Source organism: Terriglobia bacterium (assembly GCA_020073085.1).
GTDB lineage: Bacteria > Acidobacteriota > Terriglobia > JAIQFV01 > JAIQFV01 > JAIQFV01.
Map to the genome: position 1 here is coordinate 156,505 of JAIQFV010000009.1, position 21,709 is coordinate 178,213.

Genomic DNA, 21,709 nt, shown 5'->3' on the forward strand with positions numbered 1-21,709 from the left:
TCTGGTTGCGTTGGCTTTAGATCCTGATCCCCCATCCCTATAGTGAGATGCGCGTAACAGTTCACTGGAAATCTCTTAAGGAAGGCGATGACGGCTGGGGACAGATCCGCTGCCTGTATGCGGTCCTCGGGCGCGGAAAAGAGATCCTCTACATAGGGAAGTGCTGGGGCAAGACTGTCCGCGAGCGGTGGACCCGGTCCGGAAAGCCAGACTTCTGGGATGAGATTGAGCAGGAACGGGGCATAAAAAAGCACGCTCTTCTGGTGGGCACCGTTGAGATGGATCGTTCGAGGAGGCTTACACACTGGCTCTTGATGGACATTGAAAGCCTGCTTATCATCTGCGAGCAGCCGTGGGGAAACAGGCAGAGCAAGAAATCAAGGATTCCAAGGCCGGGGCTAATTGTTAAGTGCGTCGGAACCTGGCCAAGCAAAACAAAGACATATCGGGACATCTGAAAATTTCATCAGGAAGATAAAAGGCGTTACACCTGGGCATAGGACAGAGACGTGGCGAGCGGAGCGGCGATTTCCAAAGCGGATTGATGGCGAGCGCCTTGGCCAAGAAAATCACCGCGGAGAGAGATAGTCCCGTGGGCAAGGGAATCCCTGGTTTTCAGGAACGGACAGACTCAGACCCTGCCCTGCGTGCGCTCTTGCAAAGGGCCAGCTCCACTTTGCCCTATGTCCAGGTGCGAGCCCATGTTCACCATGTTCAAGAACCGTATAAAGGAGAAAGACATGAAATACACGAAGGCATTTATCGCGGCAATTTGGTGCTGCAGTTTTCTCTCTTCCGTTGCTGGGATCATGGCTCAAGACAAACAGCTAGCTACGATTAAGAAGAAAGACGGACAACAAATCGAAGGAGAGATAAAAGGTGTTATCGTCCAAAAGGAGACTATCAAAGAATGGACGGAGGGCTCCAAAAAGCACTACAACGTGCTCTACTACCTTACCAACGGCAGTGACATCCGTGCCATCGATGAGAAGGGTGTCCACGTTCCCGAGGGGACTCAGATCCCAACACGCTTTGTCACGCAGAAAGGCAAGCCTCCAGATGATCTTGAGGTCTTGCAGGTTGCAGAAGACAAGAAGTCTTTAATACCAACAACAAAGGCGGGAGGCCAAGTACTAAGGGCTGGCATGGCAGCGACTGGTGTAAGCGCCGCAATGCTCCTCGGCGAACTGAGGACAAAAGATGGCAAAACAGGTCTAATTGGCGCCTTGGAGATCCAGACTACAAGCGGTCTGATTTCCATTCCGGTTGGCGAAATTATCGACTTCACACAAAAGGAAAAGTGAAGTATGAAAGGGGATAAGCAAGTAGGGTGAGACAATGTCGGTGCCCGACCCAATCAATTGAAATAAAGCCGGACACAAGGAGGCAGACCATGTCACTCAAAAAACTCGCTTTCATCATTCTCATGATTCTCCTGATGACGACAGTTTCCGCGGGCCAGACCGACATTCTTCAGCAACTCGGCCTCGGGAAAAAGCAGTCATTAAGCGATGCCAAGATTGGAGCGGGACTCAAGGAGGCACTTCAGGTCGGCACAGGGAATGCCGTCAAGACCACCGGCCGCCTGGATGGTTACTTCAAGAACGAAGCCATCAAGATTCTGATGCCCAAGCAGCTTCAGACGATGGAAAAAGGATTGCGCATGGTCGGCTACGGGCCGCAGCTGGATGAATTTGTTCTCAGCATGAATCGCGCCGCTGAGGCTGCTGCGCCTCAGGCGAAGGCCATTTTTCTCAATGCCATCCGTAACATGACGCTTACTGATGTCCGGAAAATCTTCACCGGCGGTGACACCGCGGCCACGGAATATTTCAAAGAACAAACCACGGATCAACTGACTACCGCGTTTTCTCCGATCGTCCAAAAGTCCATGAACGAGGTGGGCGTCACCCGGCAGTACAAGGAGTTGATGGGACGATTTCAATCGATCCCCTTCGCCAGGACCCAGGCCTTTGACATTGACAAGTATGTTGTCGGAAAAGCCCTGGACGGACTGTTCTTCGTGGTCGGAGAAGAAGAGCGCAAAATTCGAAAAAATCCCGCTGCCCAGGTGACGAGCCTGTTGCGAGAGGTATTCGGCAGGAAACAGTGATTGATTTGCAGCAAGTGGGTTCAGACCGGGACAGTGGACAAATCCTCGCTTCTTCTGCGAAAAGGAGGATTCGGGTAAAGGTTTCTCACCAACCGTTTAGTTCCGGCGAGGACGAGTGGGGCGGTGACCCACGGACCATGGGTGTCCGTAGCCCGAGCGTGTGAGAATCGTTCAACGTCCCCCACCCTGAGCGGCTTAACCACCTGAAGCCCGTCATTTAATTGTTCGAAGCAAGTTCTCAAATCCGACCCCGGCGCCGGCATAGAGCAGAGAAACGGGTTTTTCGTTTCTGAGAAGATCAATGACATTATGGAAGTCATCGAGATGGTAATACAGCGTGGGCTGGCCGCCCACCAGACCATCCTGAGGGAGCGCTGATCCATTGGGCATGAAGATGGCTTGGCCGATATATTTGCCTGCGGCCTTGAGCGCGATTTTCGGGTGATAGGTGTTCGACGAATAGAATACTTCGTACGCGTCGATCTTCGTCAGTGGCATAAGTTATCTCCTTGGTCTTTGATGAACGAACAGAAGAAACACGGCCAGCCGCGGGGGATCTCAACGACATGGAGAAGGTCCGCGAGCTGTTGACCAAATCAATATGCCAGAAAACGGAATGAAACAGCTACCCAAACCTTCTTCGAGGGGGACGCGGGGTGGAAATGCCCCCGCCATAAAAACGTGCCGGGGCCACCCAAACCTTTCCGAAAAGCAATGTTTTGGTAGCCTCGCCGGCGCTTTCTGCCGGCGGGGGCTCTTCAGGATTGCGGCACCTTTGCTGATTCCTTCCCGACTGCGACCAACTGCCCCCGCCACAAAAACGTGGCGGGGCTACCAAACCTTTTCCGAAGGGCAATGTTTTGGTAGCCTCGCCGGCGCGTTTTGCCGGCGGGGGCTCTTCGGGTTTGCGTGAACCTAATCTGATCTTTGCCTGGTTGCTACGAATTGCCCCCGCCACAAGAACGTGGCGGGGCTACCAAACCTTTTCCGAAGGGCAATGTTTTGGTAGCCTCGCCGGCGCGTTTTGCCGGCGGGGGCTTTTCGGGTTGGCGGGGCTACCAGAGCTTCATCGAGAATGGCCGTGGATAAAAAGAAGAAACATCTCCTTTGGGTGATTGCCTTTGTCGGGGGATTCATCATCCTGACGGGAATTCTGAGTGTCGGCTACATCAAAACAGAAGCCGTCATGAAGCCCCACATGGATGAACTTCTCACCGTTCCTTCGATGAAGGCCAAGCCGGATGAGGAGCCATACATTAAAGGCAAACTTCTCCCCATCGACCGAAGGAAAAAGAAAATCGACAGTTATATTTGGAGCGCGCTCCCCTCAATGCAGCTCGCTCACCGGTATGAAGAGGTCCAGACGGTCATCCTCCTGGAGTACGGAGAATCGCAGGTCGGAACCTACACGAACGGAACCGGCGCCTACGTAAGGACCTGTGCGGTCACGATTATCGACTACTCGCGCGGTGTTGTTCTGGCCGCGAGGATTTTTTCGGGCTCGGCTCCCCCGGCGACAACGTCGAGCCATACCGGGGCGTACGGATCCAATCCCCGCACCGAAGTGGTGCAGTATCTAAAGAAACTGCCCAGGGCGGGATAAGCCATTTTGAAACAACTTTGGGTGGTGTGCCCAGCGGACTTCTGCCGGCCGCGACGGAATGCCCCCGCATTCAGAATGCGGAGAGGCGACCCTCACATCAGGTTCTTGATCGGAGTATTATCGGGAAGGAAAACCGGATGAGGGGTTTGTCTGGGAACCATTTCTTTGGAAGTCAGACCCATGAAAATTGACTATAAGAAAGTGATCCCCTTCACCGGATGGGTAAGCGTTCTGCTTATCTTGTGTATCTCCAAGTTTACGTCTGTTACACGGGATGGTTTTGTCCAAAGCACTCTCCTTGCCTGTCCGAGCATTACTTAGCCCATCGGTCGCAAGTAAGCGAGGGATTTTCCACGATTTCGCCCACAATCGCTGATTCCTTCCCAACCTCAACGAAGTGCCCCCGCCACAAAAACGTGGGGGGGCTACCAAACCTTTCCAGAAGGCAAAACTCGGGTGGCCTGCAATGAAATGCCCCCGCCACTAAAACGTGGCGGGGCTACCAAACCTTTCCAGAAGGCAAAACTCGGGTGGCCCGCAACGAAATGCCCCCGCCACTAAACCGTGGCGGGGCTACCAAACCTTTCCAGAAGGCAAAACTCGGGTGGCCTGCAACGAAATGCCCCCGCCACTAAACCGTGGCGGGGCTACCAGACCTTTCCAGAGGGCAAAACTCGGGTGGCCTGCAAAATTCACGGGGCCAAATTTTTTCAATTTTCATTGTGAGGATTCCCACCCCTCGCCAGAACCGGCCGAAAGGATGGGGCACTCGCTCTAGTGGAATGTCACAGTGGTGCGCTGTTCGGCGCTCTTGTAGCCTGGGCCGTTGGCCACGGAGAGGGTGAACTCGCAGGTCCCCGAGGCATGCGACCCTACCTGCGAAACGGTGGTGCGGATAATCGCGGTCTGGGGGTCCATCTGCTTGCTGACCCGCGTAAACTGTGCCCCGCGGACGCCGCCTCCGCCACAATCCAGCCCGTAGTTCACGCTCACCGGATCCCCGGGACCCAGCTTGCCGCCCTCATCCAGAACGACCAATTCGAGTTCCACCGCCGCGCCCGAGCTTGTCGCCGAGAGGATCTTGAAACTCTTGATCACAGGCACATAGGGAACCAGGACAATGGTCTCCGTCTTGGAATCGCCACCAGGCGTTTTCAGCAAGACGGAGCGCTCGCCGGCCGGGGTCCCTGGAGCCACCGTGAGCTGGAACTCCCACAGTTTGGCCCCTTTTCGGATCCGGCGGCCGGGTTCGAGAGCCTTCTCTCGAATGCCTTCGACCGTGAGGCCATCGGCAGGAGTAATGACAACACTCTGAAGAGGGCCGTGCGCGCCGAGCACTTCCAGGGGCGTCGTCTTGCCAATCACGGCCTGGGGCTTGTACCCGAAGAACGAAAGATCGTTGGAAGCAGCGGCGGCGCTTGCCGCCAGCAACCCCATCGCGATCCATATCGAGGTAAACCAGAGGCCGAGCCGGGAGGGTCCTTGTTTCACGGCTTCATGACCCATTTGGGGGTGATGGGAAAGCGCAAGAATCTTCATTGGAATCTCCTTCTTGAGATTTGCTTCGTTCGTATCGCCCGTGACCAATTTCCACGCGCCAAAACTCCACTCCGAACAAACGAATGAGTAATGCCGTGCCATCTTGGCAATTGCCGCCTTTCGAGATGAACTACCTTCCCAAGCGCAACGAAGTGCCCCCGCCACTAAAACGTGGCGGGGCTACCAAACCTTTCTAGAAGGCCAAACTCCGGTGGCCTGCAACGAAGTGCCCCCGCCACTAAAACGTGGCGGGGCTACCAAACCTTTCTAGAAGGCCAAACTCCGGCGGCCTGCAACGAAGTGCCCCCGCCACTAAAACGTGGCGGGGCTACCAAACCTTTCCGAAAGGTAATGCTAGGGTAACTTCTCCGGCGCGAACTCAACGGGCACGGTGAGTTTGTTGCTTTCCGAAGTACTTCCCCCCTGATCATCATGGATCAGAAAAACCTCCAGGATGCATGTCCCGCTTGCGGAGACTTTCTGCAATTGACTTGAAAAGCTCTGCGTTGCATAGAAGACACTATTCTTGGGATCCTTCATGACAACCTTGTCCGGCTCGTGAAAACCGACTCCGTGACCGTCCCCGCATTGCAAGTGGTAATTACACAGGGCAGCTTTTGGAGAGGTGATGTCACCCGCCGGGTCAAAGACTGAGAAACGAATCTTCAATCGCGCATCGACTGGTTCGGCTGAAAGAACAGTGAGGTTGCTGATGCGGGGAACATGGTCGGGAATATAGAGGGCCTTCGGATTCGAGCTTCCATCCGGGGTGATCACGGCAATTGACCGTTTCCCGGTATGAGCCCTCGGTTCGGCAAAGACCCGTACGGACCAGACCTTGATTCCCTCGCCCTGCTGTCTGCGATCATCGGGATCCGGTGTGCTCTCCTTGACATCACGAACGGAAACACCTTCGGCAGGAGAGACTTCAACGGATGTCACTTGAAGATTTTTCCCAAAGCACTTGAACTCAGTCGTTTGTCCCCGTATCACCTGCAGATCGGAGTAGCCCGAGAATTGGACGTCAATTTTCTCGGCCTTCTGAACTCCTGTGATGAAAATCAATACGGCGATGGCCCACCCTACCCTTCTCATGGTGACACCTCCTTGACCGTCGGTTCCGAAGAAAAGGAACCGGATCGGGACTGCAGACAATTTCTAGGGTGCCCGTGCAAGGAACAAGGCCAGGGGGTGACCTTCTTTGAATTCTCCTATCTCGGCAGTCGAATCACTCGTCCATCCGGCGTCGTGACCGTGCCTTTTCCCCGGAGGTAAATATACCCCTTGTCTTTGTCGACCCTGAAGACCAGCGGCCAGCCGGGATCGCCCTCGAAGATGTGATCCTGGACCGTATGCCTTCCAATCCAGGTATGCTTCACGCCGTGAGCCCAAAGCACCGGACGCAGTTGTCCATCGGGCCCCATACGAAAGGTGACGTTTCCTTCCAGGCGCGATCCGCCCCCAGGAATCGAACTGATCTGAATCTCTCCACGGTCAGGCTCAAGGTAACGGTCGATCAGCCGTTCATCCTGTAGCGCAAAACTCGGCTTCATTAAGACCGGAAGAAGCGCCGCCAACTGATGGGCGGTCTTTTGAGCGATTGTGCTCTGTGAGAGATTCACAAACATGAATAGAGCAAGCCACACCCCCAACACGGAGAAAAGCCCCCATTTCAGGGAGCGTATCACATTCGAATGCTGCGGTCGTGACTTCTCCGCCTTCCCTTCAGCCAGTTGCTGTGCTTGTCGCTGGAGCGCCAGTTTCTCTTCGTTCGGCAGCGCATCGAAACAGATCGTGCAGATTAACGGACTCAGGTATCCATCTTCCTGAAAGTAGTAAATCGAAGGATAAACAGTGCCGCATCGCTCGCATTTCATACTTCGCCTCCTCCAGGGAAACGAGCACTACGGGTCTTCACATTTCAGTCCTACCCCAATCTTCACCAGGCAACACGGCCGTTTCAATCCGAGACCACCGGTGGATTCGAACCGCTCCGAACCGCAAGGCTCCCCTCTTGCATTCCGGGTGACGCCCTGGGCGGTTGCCGCAGTGAGGATTCAAATCTTCTACTCTTCCTGTTTTTCTTGACCCTCTCGAGCCGCAGGTGGCGGGCCGGTGTAACGGAACGCCTCCGACTTAACATAGAGCAGCTTGAACTCACCGCTGTGGGAGACGGTTTGACGGATCACCATCGCTCCATCTGCTCCCACGCGGCAGGCCTGCTTCTTCAATTCAGGCAAGGCCTCCTCAAAAACACCTTGTCGCCCGCGGGTTACCTTGTTCCGCCGCACGTAAACATCAATTTGTGCCACAATCTCAAAAGGGCGTTCGGGCTTGACTTCCTGCAAGACTTCGATCTGGCAATCAGGAGGTTTGGCGGGCAGCGCGGGTCCGACCACCTTCACTTCACTTCGAACACCCGAAAAAAGTCCTCCCATCAGGAAGGCGAGATTGAGGAAGCCCGCGGCGAAGAAGAGCGTTGGGTTCCGATTAATAGAGGGGATCATTTTCCACCCTTTAAAATGCATTCTGCCTGGTCCAGGACGGCATTGCTCCAGCTCTTCTGCCCGGCCCGCCCTACAAACCCCTTCTTGGTCTCTGCCGTGACCTTGGTGCCAGCCACATCACCATTCTTGGCCTCTTCCAGTTGAGCCACGACCGTCTCTCCGCCGGAACCCACGAACATCCCCATGTGATGCTTGCGGCTGGCTTCGATCGTTTTCCCGTCGTCTTTTTTGACCTCAAACTCAATGCCCTTCATGCCGTCGATCAGGGCTGCCTTGACCTTATCGATGGGATAAGGAAAAAAGCGCTCCTGTTTTCCTTTCTCCTTGCCTGCCTTGACTTCCAGGTTCTTACAGTCCAGCGGTCCGGCCGGCTGAGTCTTTTCGACCTTGCTTTTGTCCTTGTCCTTTCCAGCGCTGAAACTCCGGGTATTGCTGATCCCGGCGAGTCCGGCCATCAAAACAAACGTAAGAGCGAGAAATGATAAACGACGTCCCATAGCGTTTCTCCTTTTATGAGGTTGGTTGTGTTGACGCGCAGTTGTCCCGCTCTCGGGCACCACGCGAGCAAGATCTTCACTATCCCGGGATCGAACCCTCTCCTAATTCTTGGAGGCGGTCCAACTCGAGCTCCCCGAACCGCAGGGTGGATTTCCCGGGCTTCCATTGAGGATAAAATTCGCCGTTCCGCTGGCTTCAGAATTTGAACTGAACGATCCACTCAGCGAGAAGCTGACGGCAAACGGGGCGCTACTCGGACTGTTGACTGAAAAAGAGTTCCCTGAGATCGCGGCGCTCATCGAGCTCATCGTCACGGTAAATTCGCCCGAACATCCGCCACCCGAGACTGCTCCGCCAAAGCCCAACGAGGTGATCCGATTGCCTGAAACCGTGAATGAAATCGACTTCCCCTGGCTCGTACTTCCCGACCAGCTTCCGTCCTTGGAGGTCCCTCCCGAATCGGTGATCGAGAAACTGAGCGTGTTGGAAGTCCCCGCCGGCGTAGTGACCGAGACCTGGCGACTCCCCGTCGAGGCGCCCGAAGCAATCGTCAGAAGGGCGGTGACCTGGGTTGCTGTCGACTGCAGATTGCTGAGGGAGAGTCCACTGGAAGGACTGAAATTGATGGCGCTGGTGTTACTCAGGTTTGAACCGAGGATGGTCAAACTGATCGCACCGCCCCGCTGACCATTATCCGGATCGACCACTGTTATCTGTGGCTGGCTGGGGGGGGCTGAACTGGTTGGAGCGCGGACATGGAGACGGTAGCTATATGCGGAACCCCCATCATGCCAGTAGTCCGCGACTCGAAGGTAGTAGGTCCCGTCTGCCGGCAGGACCACTTGAAGGAAAGAGTCGTTCTGCCAGATCAGTCCGTTCTGGTCGTTCTCCGTAATGATCGTTCCATCGGCCTTTTCCAACCGCAGGACGGAATCCAGAGGGGAAGAACTGGACTGGGTATCGAGGAGAGCCGTCACGGTATCCCCTTGCCGCCCTGTAAACTTGAAATAGTCGACGTCGCCCGCCGCCCCAATCGATCCGGCCACAACGTTCGGACCGCTGAGGAAGAAGGCCAGACCGGTCGAATCATTAGGTTCGGATTCAGAGATCGGACCCTGGTTCAAATAGAAGGGGGCCAAGACGGGCCCTTGATCGACGGAGACCGTGCCATAAACACTTTGATCCACCCGCAAGGCCACCACTCCGATGCTGGTAGCCGCTGAAACACTCACGGTCCCGCTGAAATTGTCCAAGCCGGGAAACAACTTGGACTCGTTCAAGAACTGCGCCATATGCCCTCCCGCAGGCAACGAGACCACGACGGTGTTCTGGAGGGTCCCATCGTTCCGGATCAGGTTCACCACAACTTTTTGCCCGGTGGTGGGGGGCGCATCAAAGGTGGGATTGGCGAAGGCGATCCCCGTGTTGATTCCAGCCGCGGTGTTCACCTCGGCGGGAAAGGAGAAGTGAAGGAAGGGGAATTGTTGCGCCACGCCCATTTCGGTCACCACCGAGTTGCCCTGGGCATAACGGAAAACTTCCGACCCCCGGAGCGAGATCGCGTTGGGAGCGTGGAGGAGCGCATAACCCGCTCTCAGAGATCCCGTTGAGGCGACCCGCACAGTCTGAGTCCCGCCGGGATTTAAGTTGAAACTGAAGCTCGAACCGGTCCCCAGATTGGTCTCCACACTCAGCGGAGAACCATCGTCGCTGAAAAACGACAGGGTAATGTTGCCGGCTGCGCTCGTTCCCTGGTTCGTGATGAAAAGATCACTCGACCAGCCGCCACCGCCGGTGAATTGAGGGAAAACCGCATGCCATTCGGCATGAATCGGGAATGCGATCGCCAGCAGGGCAACGCAAAAAAAGGCGACCATGGGCCACATAAAACCTTTTTCCCTGCCATTCGCTCCAGCCCTCGGCCTAAAATGTGAGATTTGATATTTGATATTCATAGAGCCCCCTTTGACCTCCTTAAATGACAATAGTCATACATAGAATTGATTTGCCGCTCTTTGGGGATGTCAAGCCACGCGGCTTAAAGCATCTGTGGTACAGGCAACATCCCGGCCAAAGCTGAGACTTTCACTGAACACCAAGCATCGCCCTTGAATTCAATGAAATGCATAGTTAAGGAGGGAGAACGGAGGGAGTCAACCCGTAGCAAGTCCCGCTACAGGACAAGGGCACAACTAAACCCACTACACGGCTCGAAACCCAAGCAATCACGTGGACTGAGGACTATTTTCAATGGGGGTTCTGAGGCAAGAGTGTAGTTAGAGGTGCAACGCTCTGGGGACTGGGATGGTGGGATAAAGCTGAAGAGGAAGACCTTCTCGAATCTTCATACCGCATTTCGTTTTGACGATTTCTGGATGATGCGATGCAGTGTAACGCGGTGCATCCCGAGTCGCCGGGCCGCCTCGGATAGGTTGCCGCCGGCCTCTTTAATCACCCGCTCGGTGTATTGACGTTCCAACTCGGCGAATCTTCGCTTGGCTTGGCGCTTTCGATTCCGCAGGTCCTCAAGATCGACGACGGGCGTTTGCAGGACGTGATGGAAAACGTCCTTGGCCAGGCTGATCCGTTGCGAAGAGATTTGCAGGATCTCTCGAGGCAAGTCCTCCGCCGCAAGCGTGTCTGCAGTGGCGAGGGCGACCATGCGATGAATCATGTTCTCGAGTTCCCTCACATTGCCCGGAAAGGGATACTCCCGCAGCCAGTCGTAGACTTCCCTTTCGACGCTCATCGACCGGCCGTAGAGGCGAGAGAATTTTTCAAGGAAATAATCAACGAGCAACGGGATATCGTCCCGGCGCTGACGCAGGGCGGGGACATGAACGGGAATGACATTCAGGCGGTAATAGAGAGCGTCCTGGAAGTTCCCCTTCTCCACCATCTCTTTCAAGTCCTTGCTGGTCGCGGCCACCATACGCACATCCACTCGAAGGGTCTCTTTCCCGCCCAGCCTTTGAAGTTCGCTGGATTGCAGGAAGCGCAGCAACTTGGCTTGGAGTGGATACGCCAGTTCGCCCACCTCATCGAGAAAGATCGTGCCCCCTTCCGCTTGTTCGATTCGACCGATGTATTGTTCGGAAGCCCCGGTGAAAGCCCCCTTCTCATGGCCAAACAACTCCGACTCCATCAGATTTTCAGGGATGGCCGCACAACAAATCGCGGAAAAAGGACGATCCCGGCGCGCGCTTCGATAATGAAGGGCCCGGGCCACCAGTTCCTTTCCCGACCCGCTTTCCCCCTCAATCAGGATGGTGGCCGGAGAATCCGCCAGCCGCTCAATTACTTCTAAAAGCTTCAGAATCGATGGATCCCTGCCGACGATTTCCTTCGAGGCCCTCGCATCATCAAAGAAGACTCGGGAACTGGATTTGAAGAGAATGGGCAGAAGGCGGTAATGCCGCAGATAGGACAGTGCCAATCGGCTGACCGGCTCGAGCAAATCCAAGTCCTCCTGATCGAAGGCGCAAGGCACGGTATTGTTTTCCAGGTAAATGGCTCCGATGGCCCGGTGGTCCTCGATGAGGGGGGCAGCCAAGACCGATTTGAGGTGGAGCCCTGCGATGCTCTCCTCTTTGGCGAAATCCGGGTGATGAGATGCATCTTCAAGAAGCAATGGCCTCGCCCGCTCAAATACCTCCCGAAGCAGGGTGCGGCTGAAGCGGTACTCCCGGAGCGCGAGGTGGGTGGTATCGAAGTGGCGCGCCGCAATAACATCGGCTTCCGTGGATTCGGGAGAATAAAAGAGGATGAACCCGCGTTCGGCGCCGACCGCCTCAATGACCCGGTCAAGCAACAGCTCACAGAACGCGCCCAAAGATGTGGCGGAAGCATCGAGCAATGCCGTCAGCAATGTCGCGAGTCGGCTTCCGGCTTGATCGCTCCTCAACATTTCCGCTTCCTGCCGGAGAGGCTTCAGAAAATCCCGATGCGCCAGCTCTTCGAGCAGGGCAAGGCGCTGATGGAGTTTCTTGAGCTGACCACTGAGGCTCTGCAACCGGCGATCCGCCGTATCTCCCTGCAGGGTTCTCACCGATTCCAGCAGTGCAGAAACCGAGTGTTGACAGGATCGCGTTTCCTGCTCGAGCAGTGCCCTAAATGTCTCAGTGAGATTTATGATCCGATCGGCTTGGGAGTTCATGGGTGGTCAAGAGCTTCTCAGCGGTCAGCTATCAGCGGGCAGCCATCAACAATTGCAATTCGGAAATCTCAGACCTCTTAATTGAACCCGAAATGACCTAGCCTCCTTCAATTACCACCAAACTATAACAATATGTTTACACTCCGTTGAATGCTAATTGCTGACCGCTGACAGCTCCTTTCTAATCCAGCCGATATCCCCACAGGGTGCGGTGTCGCGTGTAGAGGCGTAATGATTTGTCGTGTCCCCCCGCGGCCAATTGCCGACCGTCGGGGGAGAAGGCCACTGAAAGTACCGGGGCTGAATGGGTCCCGATTTGTGCTATCAGATGTCGCCGCTTTACATCCCACAGGGAAATGGATTGGTCGTCGCCCGCGGAGGCCACTTGCCGACCATCTGGGGAGATTGCGATCGACTTGATGCGCGCCCCGTGCTGCCCCAGGATGCCGACCTGACGTAGCGGCCGGGTCTCCCAAAGCCGCACAAATCCCTGATCTTCTCCCGTCACCAGCCATTTCCCGTCCGGGGAGAAGCGTGCAGATATCAATTGAATGCCCTTGAGATCCTCTTTTGCGACGATCTGCCAGCTTGTCGTATCCCAGATGACAAGGTACCCACGATCCGTGACGCACAGCAGCCAGCGTCCATCCTTGGAAAAATCCTCCCCGTAAATGTGGCCCAAATTCTCGGAGAAGAACAGCCTGTTTAAATCGATGACCAGCCGACCGTCGTTGGAATCGAAGACCGCCGATGAACCGCTCACCCAATGTCCGTCGGGAGAAACCTCGACGCAGTAACCGGGGAGACCGATTTCGGACTGATGTTTCAACGCCCGAAGTGGTTGGCCGCTATCGAGGCCCCAGAGAATGATGCCTCCATCCTGATCACTGGAGGCGACCCACTTCCCGTCCGGCGAAAAGGTGACCCCATCCACGCGTGTGTTATGCCCAACCAGTACGGCGACTTTCCCCCGTCTCCTGGCGTCCCAGATGATCACCGATCGGTCATCACTGGCGGAGGCGATCTGATTCCCGTCAGGCGAGAAGGCGACAGCGCGGACCGCGGCGCTGTGCTCATTCAAGTTGGCGACCCGTTCGTGCTCTGCCACATCCCACAGCAGAATCGCACCATCCCCATGCGTGGAGACCAGCCATCGTCCGTCGGGGGAAAAGGCAAGACTCCAAACGATCGCCGTGTGTTCAAAACGGGTGAGCTTTTTGTGCGTTAATGCGTCCCACAACACGATGTCTTCCGCCCCTGAGGCGACCCATCGTCCGTCGGGGGAGTACGCCACGGCGCGCCCATGATCATCGTGAACGTCCTCGAGGGCGACAAGCTTTCGGTGGGTCAAATCTCCTGTCAGACTCAATTCGTAAAAGGCAACCTCCCCAAGGCTCGTTACTGTGACCGCATGTCGGGCGTCGGGGGATAGCGCCGCCCAGTTTCCCGCGCGTTCGGGATGAAAACCGCTGGCCATGGGTTGACCCGTGAGGACGTCGAAAACCTCTCCCGAGGCGGCCATAAGTTGCCGGCTATCCGGCGAAAAAATCAGGGTGCCGTAACTCTGCTGCAAAGGTAACTCGCGGATCTTTTGCCACGGTCCGACGCTCCAGAGAATGGTCTGCTCTCCCGAACTCGCCAGCCATCTGCCATCGGGGGAAAAGGCAACCCCCTGCACCGGCCCGGTGTGTCCATGCAAGACAGCCGCTTTCTGAAGGCGGGTCGAGTCCCAGACCATGACGGTCTTATCAGCCCCCCCGGTGGCGAACCAGCGTCCGTCCGGAGAGAATGCGACTGAAGTCACCCAGCCGGAATGATCCGTTAGCGTCGCAATCCGCAGTCGACGCGCAAAGTCCCAGACAATGACCTTGGAATCCTCACCACAGGAAACCAGCAAGCGTCCGTCCGGAGAAAAAGCAGCGCATCGGGCCGCCGCCTCATGACCATCCCTCATCCGGAAGCCGTCCCACTCTTCCCGCACGGAAAGCGCCGCCGCCCCCAAAGTCGCACTCACGGCCAGAGTCACGGCCAGGACGCTCGACTTGAAAAGTCCCAGGCGCAAGCTCCTCCGCAATAGCTCGCCTTCCCGTTTGCCCCGCTCCAGATCGGAGTGACGGCGAATGAGCAGTAGCTTGCTCAAGGGGATGCGCGTGTTTCGATCGACCGAGTAGTTGGAGAGATACTGCCGGAACAAACGGTTGGCTCGTTGTGTCGCGTCCATCACCTTGCCGGTCAACTGATTGATCTTGTCAATGAGGTACTCGTGGGTCAACTCATACCTCCGGGAATCCTCATCCTGGATTTCACAGATCAGTCGCGACTCAACAAAGAGATTCAACAACGGATCGACAATTCCCCGGCTCCGCTGGGTTCTTTTGACGATCTCATCGTGCGGGAGGTTCAAACGGGTGTTCTCGTCGGAAATCAAGCTGCGTAAGATGAGCGTGGCAGTCTGGTGGTCCCCCGAGGCCGCAATGACATCCTCCAGAAAGCTGAAGACCAGGGCCTCTTTTCTGCCCGCACGCCGATATTCCTCCAATGTGAAAATACGCCGGCGTTGCAACTGCTCGCCGACGATTTGGAGCTCGGAGGGTAAAACGTCGCCGTCCACGGCCAGGTCGTGCGCGATCTGCCGGCTCAACCCGGTTTCGAAGGGCAGGTTGGCGTGTTCCACACAGGAGCTGATAATCTTTTCGGCCCGTGCCTCGTCAAAAGTGTGCAGGTGATAGAGCCTTCCACTCAATAACGGATTAGGAATACGATCGGCAAACTCCTCATTGATCCAATGGAGGAAATCGCTTCGCATGGAAAAGAGGAACTTCACGGGGAGATCGGCCGAGTGGTAGCACTCAGTAACGAAGGAGAGGAATGGCTCCCGATCCTTTTTCGCCCGGAAGTTAATGAAAAACTCTTCAAATTGATCGCAAATGATCAGGATCCCGGTGTCGAGCTCTCCAGCGATCCGGCGCAAGTAAGGGAGCGGCGGCTCAGTGGAATGGGGGGAGAGCTGGCTTCTCTTGCGGCACTCCTCCATCAGCGTCGTCAACGGGTCCTTGTAGGAACGACAGTAGATGGGAAATTGGCCTTCCTCCCACAGCTTTGGAATCAGCCCGGCTCTCAAGACCGATGTCTTCCCGCAACCGGAGTCTCCGAACAATACTCCAAAGCGAAATTCGGGCTGCGAGACCCGCTCAAACAACGCGGCGGTATCCACCTCCCGACCGTGGAAGCGATCACGATCCGCCTCCTGGAACGGTAACAATCCTCTGAATGCGGCTCCCCTGGGAAGTGAAAGGATTGGCTTTCGAACCCGCCGTCGAAGGACAAGGTAGCCAATCAAGCCCAACGACGCCAAAAACAAGAACCCAAGGGCACGCCACGGCCCGTTCCGTTGAGGTTGAAAAATGAGCCAATCGATCCCCGGTGCCAGGGCCATCAGAACGGAAAGAACCAGCAGCCCTCTGCGGGCCAAGCCTGAGAATCTTTCTTGAGCGTATGCATGCGTGCGGGGACCTTCCGCCGCAAAGTCTTCTGAAACGATATCAGCCAGCGGGTTTTCCAGCCCTGTCTCTTGTTGGAGCTGTTGTCTCAACTTCTTCAGGTCGAACAGCATTTCCTCGGCGGAACGGTACCGTTGGTCTCGATCTTTACTCATCGCCTTTCTGACGATGCTCTCCAACTCCAAGGGAACGTCCCTCCGAAAGGTGCTGAGCGGGGGGGCTTCCCGGGTGAGAATCGCATGCAGGATTTCAGATGCATTTTCCCCTTCAAACGGCCTTCGGGCACTGACCGCCTGATAGATTACAACTCCCAGGGAGTAAATGTCGGTCCAGGTATTGGGTCGCTCGCCACGCGCCTGCTCCGGAGACATGAAACTGATTGTTCCGGAAATTCCATCGGCTTTGGGGGGAGGAACATCCGGTCGGGACTCGGCAGGGCGGACATCCTTCGAGGCTGCTCCGCGATTTTCCCCCTTCATCCCCGCTGGCAGGGGCGCGGTGAGCATTGCCAGTCCGAAATCAAGGACCTTTACCCGATCCTCTCCTCCAAGCATGATGTTGGAGCTCTTCAGGTCGCAATGAACCATGCCGACGACGTGGGCTGCCTTCAAGGCTTCTGCCGTCTGGATCGCAATATTAAGGGTCCTGCCGATGTCGAGCGGTCCACTTTTCAATTCGCTGGCAAGAGTTCTTCCCTCGACATACTCCATCACAATGTAAGGCCGGCCTTCCTCCTGGCCGAATTCGTGAATGGTGGCGATGTTGGGGTGATTCAGAGCGGCTGCCCGGCGGGCTTCACTTATCAGGCCGTCTCTCGCCTCAGGGTCAGATAAACCATCCGAAGGAAGGAACTTCAGAGCGACCGTTCGCCCCAGACGCAGGTCTTCCGCCTTGTACACTTCACCCAAGCTGCCTAGACCCACGCGCTCCAGGATACGGAAATGAGCGATCCTATGAACCATCATCATTTTCACGGGTGGTGACCTGCATTGAGATCAAGGACTTCCTTTGCGAGTAGAGAACAGCCTCCGAGATTCCTGCTAGAAGTGTAACACTGTATGCATCACTTTTGCACAAGAAGTGTGGTGTGAGCCCATTTCATCTGCTCCATCCTGCCCCAAAGAAAACCATAAGCCTCTAACTTCGATCTCTGGTTTAGTGGATCGGGTTGACCACCATTCGAGCCACTTCAACTTGACTCCATTTCCTGCCTGTGTTCTCTTGACCCTTGGCAGTTCAAGCAAGGATTCGAGTTGCCATTCGTAACTTTTGGGAACCGGGCCTCGTCTCTAAGACCTTCACCTTCCGGCGGCTCAAACCATTACAATGGTGGATCTCTCTTACGAGGCCGGATTAGCCCTTTTACTTGAATTTCAAGAGCTCAAAATTCACGATTGATCCATCTTTCTCGATGACCCAATTCCTTCTAGGGCTTTTCGATCAAAAGCCTTTCAAATTGCCGAACCCTTTCACCGAATGAATCCGATCCAACAGCTCTTCAATCCACGGAGGCATGACTCATGAAGTTACTCAAAGGGATTGCTTTTATGATTATTTTACTCGGAGCGGCCTCAGTCCTCTACTTCGCCCAGGAAGCAGAAGACCGGACGCTTCTTCCCTGGTCGATCGTTCAGAAGATTGTGGACGAGGCCTCCGGGGACCGCGCCATGCATACAATGCTCGAAATCGCCCCCTATCCACGGCACCGGAGCAAGGAAGAATACGAGAACAAGTTTCTGGAGAGTGCCTACATTGAGCGAAGGGCCAGGGAAGCGGGGCTTGATGGAGTCGCCGTGGAACGCTTTCCAGCGGGAGGCGGTCCGGCGACAGGAAGAGGGGATGCAGGAAACACACAAGCACCCGCAAATCCGTTCGCGGGCAAGACATGGGAGGGTTCGATCGGCCAGCTCTGGCTGGTGGAGCCCCGGCCCCATAAGCTACTCGACTATGCGGATGTCCCGACCATGCTGTGCGCGAACAGCGCAAATGGCGACTGGACAGCCGAACTGATTGACGTCGGGAACGGGTCCCGCCCCGAAGATTACAAGGACAGGGATGTCAAAGGGAAGATCGTTCTCGGGTCCGCCGCCCCCGGCGTGCTTCAGCGTATGGCCGTATTTGAGCGGGATGCGATCGGAGTGATTTCATATAACTCCTTGCGACCGGAGTACGATGTCCAGCAGTCCCTCTGGGAAGGCATTCAGACTCAGCCTCCCAATCAACCCCGGTTTGCCGGGAAGAAAGCGGGATTCGGTTTCAAGCTCAATGCCGAGATGGGACGCGAACTGCGCGCGCAGTTGGATCGAGGGACTAAGGTAAAACTGCGTGCCGTCGTCCAGGCGGATTGGTATCCCAACACCATGGAAACCGTGTTTGCCCGGATCGCGGGGGACGGGTCGAGCGAACAGGAGATCATACTCTCTGCACATCTCTACGAAGGCTACTTGAAACAAGGCGCCAACGATGATGCCAGTGGCAGCGCTGCCATCCTCGAGGTCGCACGAACACTGAACGCCTTGATCCACAGTGGACAGCTCTCCCGACCCCGCCGGACCATCAATTTTCTGTGGGTGCCGGAAATCAGCGGTACCACGGCCTGGCTCCGCGCCCATGAGGAAATCCGCAAGAGACTCATCAATGACATTAACATGGACATGGTGGGGGAAGGACTACAGAAGAACAACGCCTCCTTTGTGTTGAGCCGCACTCCCGATACGACGCCCAACTATCTGAACGACGTGATGCAGAGCGTTTTCGAATTCCTTGGAAACACCAACCGGGAACGGGTCCGCTATCGCGCCGGCGGCTATGCCATGTCCTACCCGATCGTTTCTTCGATCGGTTCCGCCGAACCGTTCCACTTCAACATCGATAAGCATTATGGGGCCTCGGACCATGTGGTTTACCTCAACAATGGAATCCCGGCCACAATGATGGGCGTGTGGCCGGACATGTGGTATCACTCCTCCGGCGATACTCCCGACAAGGCGGATCCCACCCAGCTGAGGCGCGCGGTGGTGCTCAGCGCCATGGGGGCTTATATTGTCGCCTCCGCGGACGATGCCGGAGCCGCACGGATTGGGGCTGAGTCTCTGGCGAGAGGGGACGCCCGCATCGGCGACGCCCTTCGGAAAGGGCTTGCTTACCTTGCCGACTGGAACTCAGACCTGCTCCCCTCCGCGTTTAAGGAAGCCATCAATACAGTTCGTCATCAGGGAAGAATTGAAAAAGCCACGTTCGAATCTGTGCAAACGCTGCTGCCGTCATCGATGACCGATGAAGCCAAGGAGAAAACGGTCGACCCGTTCCTTTCGATCATCGATGAAAGAACCTGGGTGGCAGAGAAACAGGTTACGGAGTTTTATGTCCTCCGGACAAAACGGGCTCCACCGGAGCTCATTTTGACTGCGGACGAGGCCAAGGCGGCACGGTTGATCCCGGAGCGAATCGGAGGTCAGGGAGGATTTGGGGGCGGGATCGCACGACTCCTCGAGCAACAACCGGAAGCCGACCGCAAAGCCCTCGAAGAGGCGTTGAGGAAGGTGCCCCAGCATATGACCGCGGAACTCAATGTAATGCTGGCCCGCAATGGAAACAAGGATGATCCCCGCAAGTATTCGGTTCTCGAGATCCGCGACTTTCTCTCGGGAGAATTTGAACCCATTACCCTGCAGGACATGACGGCGTACTTCAATGCCCAGGAAAGACTCAAGTCGATTCGATTGATCGAAAGAGCGGAGGAACCGGCGGCGGCGCCGAAAGGTCAGAAGTCGAAAGGTAAGAAGGGTGGAAGATAAGCGCATGGGTGGTCCCTGTACAGACTTCAGGGTGAGCCTTTGCATCGAGACTACTTTCCATAAGTCTGTCTCTTGTTGCGAAAGTATTATAGTTTATTTGAATTCACGAGGAGGGTGGGCTGTTCTTTAGCGGGAAGGGGTGTACCTTCAGGGAGCGTTCACCGAAAATTGGGTTTCCGGGTTCACATCTACCGAGATGACGGGGAGAATAATTCTGAAGGTGGCGCCGCCTTTCAAGTTATTCTCGGCGGTGATCTTCCCGCCGTAATGCTGCAAGATCGAGTGTCCCACACTGAGTGCCATCCCGGTGCCCTTGCCCACTTCTTTCGTCGTATAGAAGGGCTCGAAGATCCGGTTGGGGTCTTTGACTCCGGGTCCGTCGTCAGAAATCGACACGAACGTGTTGTCGCCATCTATTCCTGTCGAGATGGCGATGGTCCCGCCATCCTTTACATCGCGGATGGCCTCCATGGCGTTTTTCAGGATGCTTTGAATCACCTGAACGAGGCGATCCCGATTGACATTGACCCACATGGGATCATGCCCAAAGCGCAACTTCGTGTTGATATGACAGTCCTGAAAATCCTTTTCAAACGGACTTAAAGATTCCACGACGAGGTCGTTCAGCTCGATGGATTCCACTGCATGTTCGGGGACCCGGACGAAGCTTTGCAGACTCTCTACAATTTTCTTGGAGCGCGCCGCCGCCTGGAGGATGCGGTCGAATCGCTGACGCAATTTCGGATCGAGCGCCTTATCCTGCAGCGAAAGCTCAGAAAACCCCATGACAGTAGTCAGCGGGTTATTCAACTCGTGGGCTGCCCCCGAAATCATCTGGCCGAGAGCCATGAGTTTCTCGGCATGCTGGAGTTGCCGTTCCATGGTCTTCATTTCGGTGACATTGCGCCCCACGGTCAGGACGCCGGTGACGTGGCTCTCGGCGTCATAGACAGGCGACATGGAGATTTGAAGAGTGCGGTAATTCTCCTGGGGCGCTTCCATCTGAATTTCCAGGGATTGGGGCTTGCCCTGAAAAACAGCAGTGGCCGCCTGTTCCACAAGGAATCGGTCTTTCCCCCGAATAAACTCGCGATAGCTTCTTCCCTTCAGCTCTTCGGAACTCAGGCCCAACCCCTCCTCACACTTCTTGTTGGCCCATTGAAACTTGCCCTCTTGATCGGTGACAAAAATGGAATCGTTCGCATTGTCCACCAGGCTCTGGACAAACTCGCGGTGTTTCACGGCGTCATCCCGATGCTTCTGCACCCCGACTTTCTCGCGCTCGAACAAGTAAACGAACATACCCACCGCCGCAAAGAATCGGGGCAGGTCAAGGAATTGCAGAAGCAGTGGGGTGAGATACTCCCACCTCAGAACGATACCAAAACTCATGAGGCCGATTCCGCCCGCCGCAAAGCCGAAGATCAGCGTTTGGACCCCGATGGAATGCGGTCTCTCTCGAGAGCGGAAAAACACCCAGCCGGTGTATAGAAATACGAGACCGATCAACAGGCTAAACACGGAAAAGTGGTAAAACACCAGCACCTTCCAAAAATAACCTGGGGTATTGGAGCGCGTGACATCGGGGGTCGCGGAGGCGGAATGATAGGCTTGCCAGTAGCTGAGGAGTGCAAACAGGAGGCCCAGACCGACAACCGGGGCGCGGGGCGTTCGCAAGCCAACAAAGGTCCGCGCACTGAGGCAGAACATGATGGCAGCAGCCGCCAGCAAGATCTCATCCAGAAGGAGTGCAAACTGTATGTTTCCCAGGCCGTTAATGACGGCTACCTGTGCCAAATATTGGAGCAGTAACAGCCCCCAGCCGAGTGTCCACAGCGTGAAAAACCGCTCCCTCAACCCTCGCTTGGAGAAGACGAAGAAGATAACCGCGAACAGAGCGATGGTGAGAAATGTGGTCAATCCGTCGGCTAGATAAAAGTCCATGAGTGCTCCTGGCGAGAGAAGGTTCCTCGCCCGTGCTGCTTATTTTTTCGGC

General features: G+C 55.7%; 15 protein-coding genes. 5 read left to right on the plus strand and 10 right to left on the minus strand.

The window, feature by feature from the left end; all coding sequences use genetic code 11:
* The first annotated feature begins 47 nt into the window (after positions 1 to 47).
* The 3 genes from LAO21_11540 to LAO21_11550 all read left to right on the plus strand — a co-directional run bounded on the left by LAO21_11540 (position 48) and on the right by LAO21_11550 (position 2,113).
* Entirely contained in the window at positions 48 to 458 is a 411-nt protein-coding gene (locus tag LAO21_11540; GenBank protein MBZ5553345.1) for a hypothetical protein, read from the plus strand.
* A 282-nt stretch (positions 459 to 740) separates the two neighbouring features.
* Positions 741 to 1,304 (plus strand): hypothetical protein, encoded by a 564-nt coding sequence (locus LAO21_11545; protein ID MBZ5553346.1) that lies wholly within the window; start codon positions 741 to 743, stop codon positions 1,302 to 1,304.
* Positions 1,305 to 1,393: 89 nt separating this feature from the next.
* Positions 1,394 to 2,113 (plus strand): DUF4197 domain-containing protein, encoded by a 720-nt coding sequence (locus LAO21_11550; protein ID MBZ5553347.1) that lies wholly within the window; start codon positions 1,394 to 1,396, stop codon positions 2,111 to 2,113.
* Between the two features lie 213 nt (positions 2,114 to 2,326).
* Here LAO21_11550 and LAO21_11555 read toward each other — a convergent pair whose 3' ends face one another.
* On the minus strand, positions 2,327 to 2,611 hold the full coding sequence (locus LAO21_11555; protein MBZ5553348.1) for a hypothetical protein: 285 nt from the start codon (positions 2,609 to 2,611) through the stop codon (positions 2,327 to 2,329).
* Between the two features lie 577 nt (positions 2,612 to 3,188).
* Between LAO21_11555 and LAO21_11560 the strand changes: the two genes are divergently transcribed.
* The gene (locus LAO21_11560) at positions 3,189 to 3,716 is read left to right on the plus strand and encodes a hypothetical protein (protein MBZ5553349.1); all 528 of its coding nucleotides are present in this window, start codon (positions 3,189 to 3,191) and stop codon (positions 3,714 to 3,716) included.
* 774 nt (positions 3,717 to 4,490) lie between these two features.
* Here LAO21_11560 and LAO21_11565 read toward each other — a convergent pair.
* The 8 genes from LAO21_11565 to LAO21_11600 all read right to left on the minus strand — a co-directional run bounded on the left by LAO21_11565 (position 4,491) and on the right by LAO21_11600 (position 16,884).
* Positions 4,491 to 5,255 carry a hypothetical protein gene (locus tag LAO21_11565; GenBank protein ID MBZ5553350.1) on the minus strand — a complete coding sequence of 255 codons (765 nt, stop codon included), beginning with the start codon at positions 5,253 to 5,255 and terminating at the stop codon, positions 4,491 to 4,493.
* 354 nt (positions 5,256 to 5,609) lie between these two features.
* Positions 5,610 to 6,350, minus strand: coding sequence for a hypothetical protein (locus tag LAO21_11570; protein ID MBZ5553351.1), 741 nt, complete (start codon positions 6,348 to 6,350; stop codon positions 5,610 to 5,612).
* Positions 6,351 to 6,466: 116 nt separating this feature from the next.
* Positions 6,467 to 7,132 carry a hypothetical protein gene (locus tag LAO21_11575; protein MBZ5553352.1) on the minus strand — a complete coding sequence of 222 codons (666 nt, stop codon included), beginning with the start codon at positions 7,130 to 7,132 and terminating at the stop codon, positions 6,467 to 6,469.
* Positions 7,133 to 7,321: 189 nt separating this feature from the next.
* The gene (locus LAO21_11580) at positions 7,322 to 7,762 is read right to left on the minus strand and encodes a hypothetical protein (protein ID MBZ5553353.1); all 441 of its coding nucleotides are present in this window, start codon (positions 7,760 to 7,762) and stop codon (positions 7,322 to 7,324) included.
* Positions 7,759 to 8,259, minus strand: a complete 501-nt coding sequence (locus tag LAO21_11585) for a hypothetical protein (GenBank protein ID MBZ5553354.1) — start codon at positions 8,257 to 8,259, stop codon at positions 7,759 to 7,761. Before LAO21_11585 ends, LAO21_11580 begins: the two co-directional genes overlap by 4 nt.
* Before the next feature lie 102 nt (positions 8,260 to 8,361).
* Positions 8,362 to 10,215 carry a pre-peptidase C-terminal domain-containing protein gene (locus tag LAO21_11590; protein ID MBZ5553355.1) on the minus strand — a complete coding sequence of 618 codons (1,854 nt, stop codon included), beginning with the start codon at positions 10,213 to 10,215 and terminating at the stop codon, positions 8,362 to 8,364.
* A gap of 389 nt (positions 10,216 to 10,604) precedes the next feature.
* Entirely contained in the window at positions 10,605 to 12,416 is a 1,812-nt protein-coding gene (locus LAO21_11595; protein ID MBZ5553356.1) for a sigma 54-interacting transcriptional regulator, read from the minus strand.
* A gap of 181 nt (positions 12,417 to 12,597) precedes the next feature.
* The gene (locus tag LAO21_11600; GenBank protein ID MBZ5553357.1) at positions 12,598 to 16,884 is read right to left on the minus strand and encodes a protein kinase; all 4,287 of its coding nucleotides are present in this window, start codon (positions 16,882 to 16,884) and stop codon (positions 12,598 to 12,600) included.
* A 552-nt stretch (positions 16,885 to 17,436) separates the two neighbouring features.
* On the opposite strand from LAO21_11600, the gene LAO21_11605 reads away from it, so the two are divergent.
* Positions 17,437 to 19,713, plus strand: coding sequence for a DUF4910 domain-containing protein (locus LAO21_11605; GenBank protein MBZ5553358.1), 2,277 nt, complete (start codon positions 17,437 to 17,439; stop codon positions 19,711 to 19,713).
* A 147-nt stretch (positions 19,714 to 19,860) separates the two neighbouring features.
* On the opposite strand, the gene LAO21_11610 is transcribed toward LAO21_11605, so the two are convergent.
* A complete protein-coding gene (locus tag LAO21_11610; GenBank protein ID MBZ5553359.1) occupies positions 19,861 to 21,657 on the minus strand; it encodes a PAS domain S-box protein in 1,797 nt (598 codons plus the stop codon).
* Positions 21,658 to 21,709: the final 52 nt, after the last annotated feature.

Coding starts and splice junctions, on each gene's coding strand:
- LAO21_11540 (MBZ5553345.1), top strand. CDS start 48: ATGCGCGTAACAGTTCACTGGAAATCTCTTAAGGAAGGCGATGACGGC.
- LAO21_11550 (MBZ5553347.1), top strand. CDS start 1,394: ATGTCACTCAAAAAACTCGCTTTCATCATTCTCATGATTCTCCTGATG.
- LAO21_11545 (MBZ5553346.1), top strand. CDS start 741: ATGAAATACACGAAGGCATTTATCGCGGCAATTTGGTGCTGCAGTTTT.
- LAO21_11565 (MBZ5553350.1), bottom strand. CDS start 5,255: ATGAAGATTCTTGCGCTTTCCCATCACCCCCAAATGGGTCATGAAGCC.
- LAO21_11590 (MBZ5553355.1), bottom strand. CDS start 10,215: ATGAATATCAAATATCAAATCTCACATTTTAGGCCGAGGGCTGGAGCG.
- LAO21_11560 (MBZ5553349.1), top strand. CDS start 3,189: ATGGCCGTGGATAAAAAGAAGAAACATCTCCTTTGGGTGATTGCCTTT.
- LAO21_11570 (MBZ5553351.1), bottom strand. CDS start 6,350: ATGAGAAGGGTAGGGTGGGCCATCGCCGTATTGATTTTCATCACAGGA.
- LAO21_11585 (MBZ5553354.1), bottom strand. CDS start 8,259: ATGGGACGTCGTTTATCATTTCTCGCTCTTACGTTTGTTTTGATGGCC.
- LAO21_11610 (MBZ5553359.1), bottom strand. CDS start 21,657: ATGGACTTTTATCTAGCCGACGGATTGACCACATTTCTCACCATCGCT.
- LAO21_11555 (MBZ5553348.1), bottom strand. CDS start 2,611: ATGCCACTGACGAAGATCGACGCGTACGAAGTATTCTATTCGTCGAAC.
- LAO21_11580 (MBZ5553353.1), bottom strand. CDS start 7,762: ATGATCCCCTCTATTAATCGGAACCCAACGCTCTTCTTCGCCGCGGGC.
- LAO21_11605 (MBZ5553358.1), top strand. CDS start 17,437: ATGAAGTTACTCAAAGGGATTGCTTTTATGATTATTTTACTCGGAGCG.
- LAO21_11600 (MBZ5553357.1), bottom strand. CDS start 16,884: ATGATGATGGTTCATAGGATCGCTCATTTCCGTATCCTGGAGCGCGTG.
- LAO21_11575 (MBZ5553352.1), bottom strand. CDS start 7,132: ATGAAATGCGAGCGATGCGGCACTGTTTATCCTTCGATTTACTACTTT.
- LAO21_11595 (MBZ5553356.1), bottom strand. CDS start 12,416: ATGAACTCCCAAGCCGATCGGATCATAAATCTCACTGAGACATTTAGG.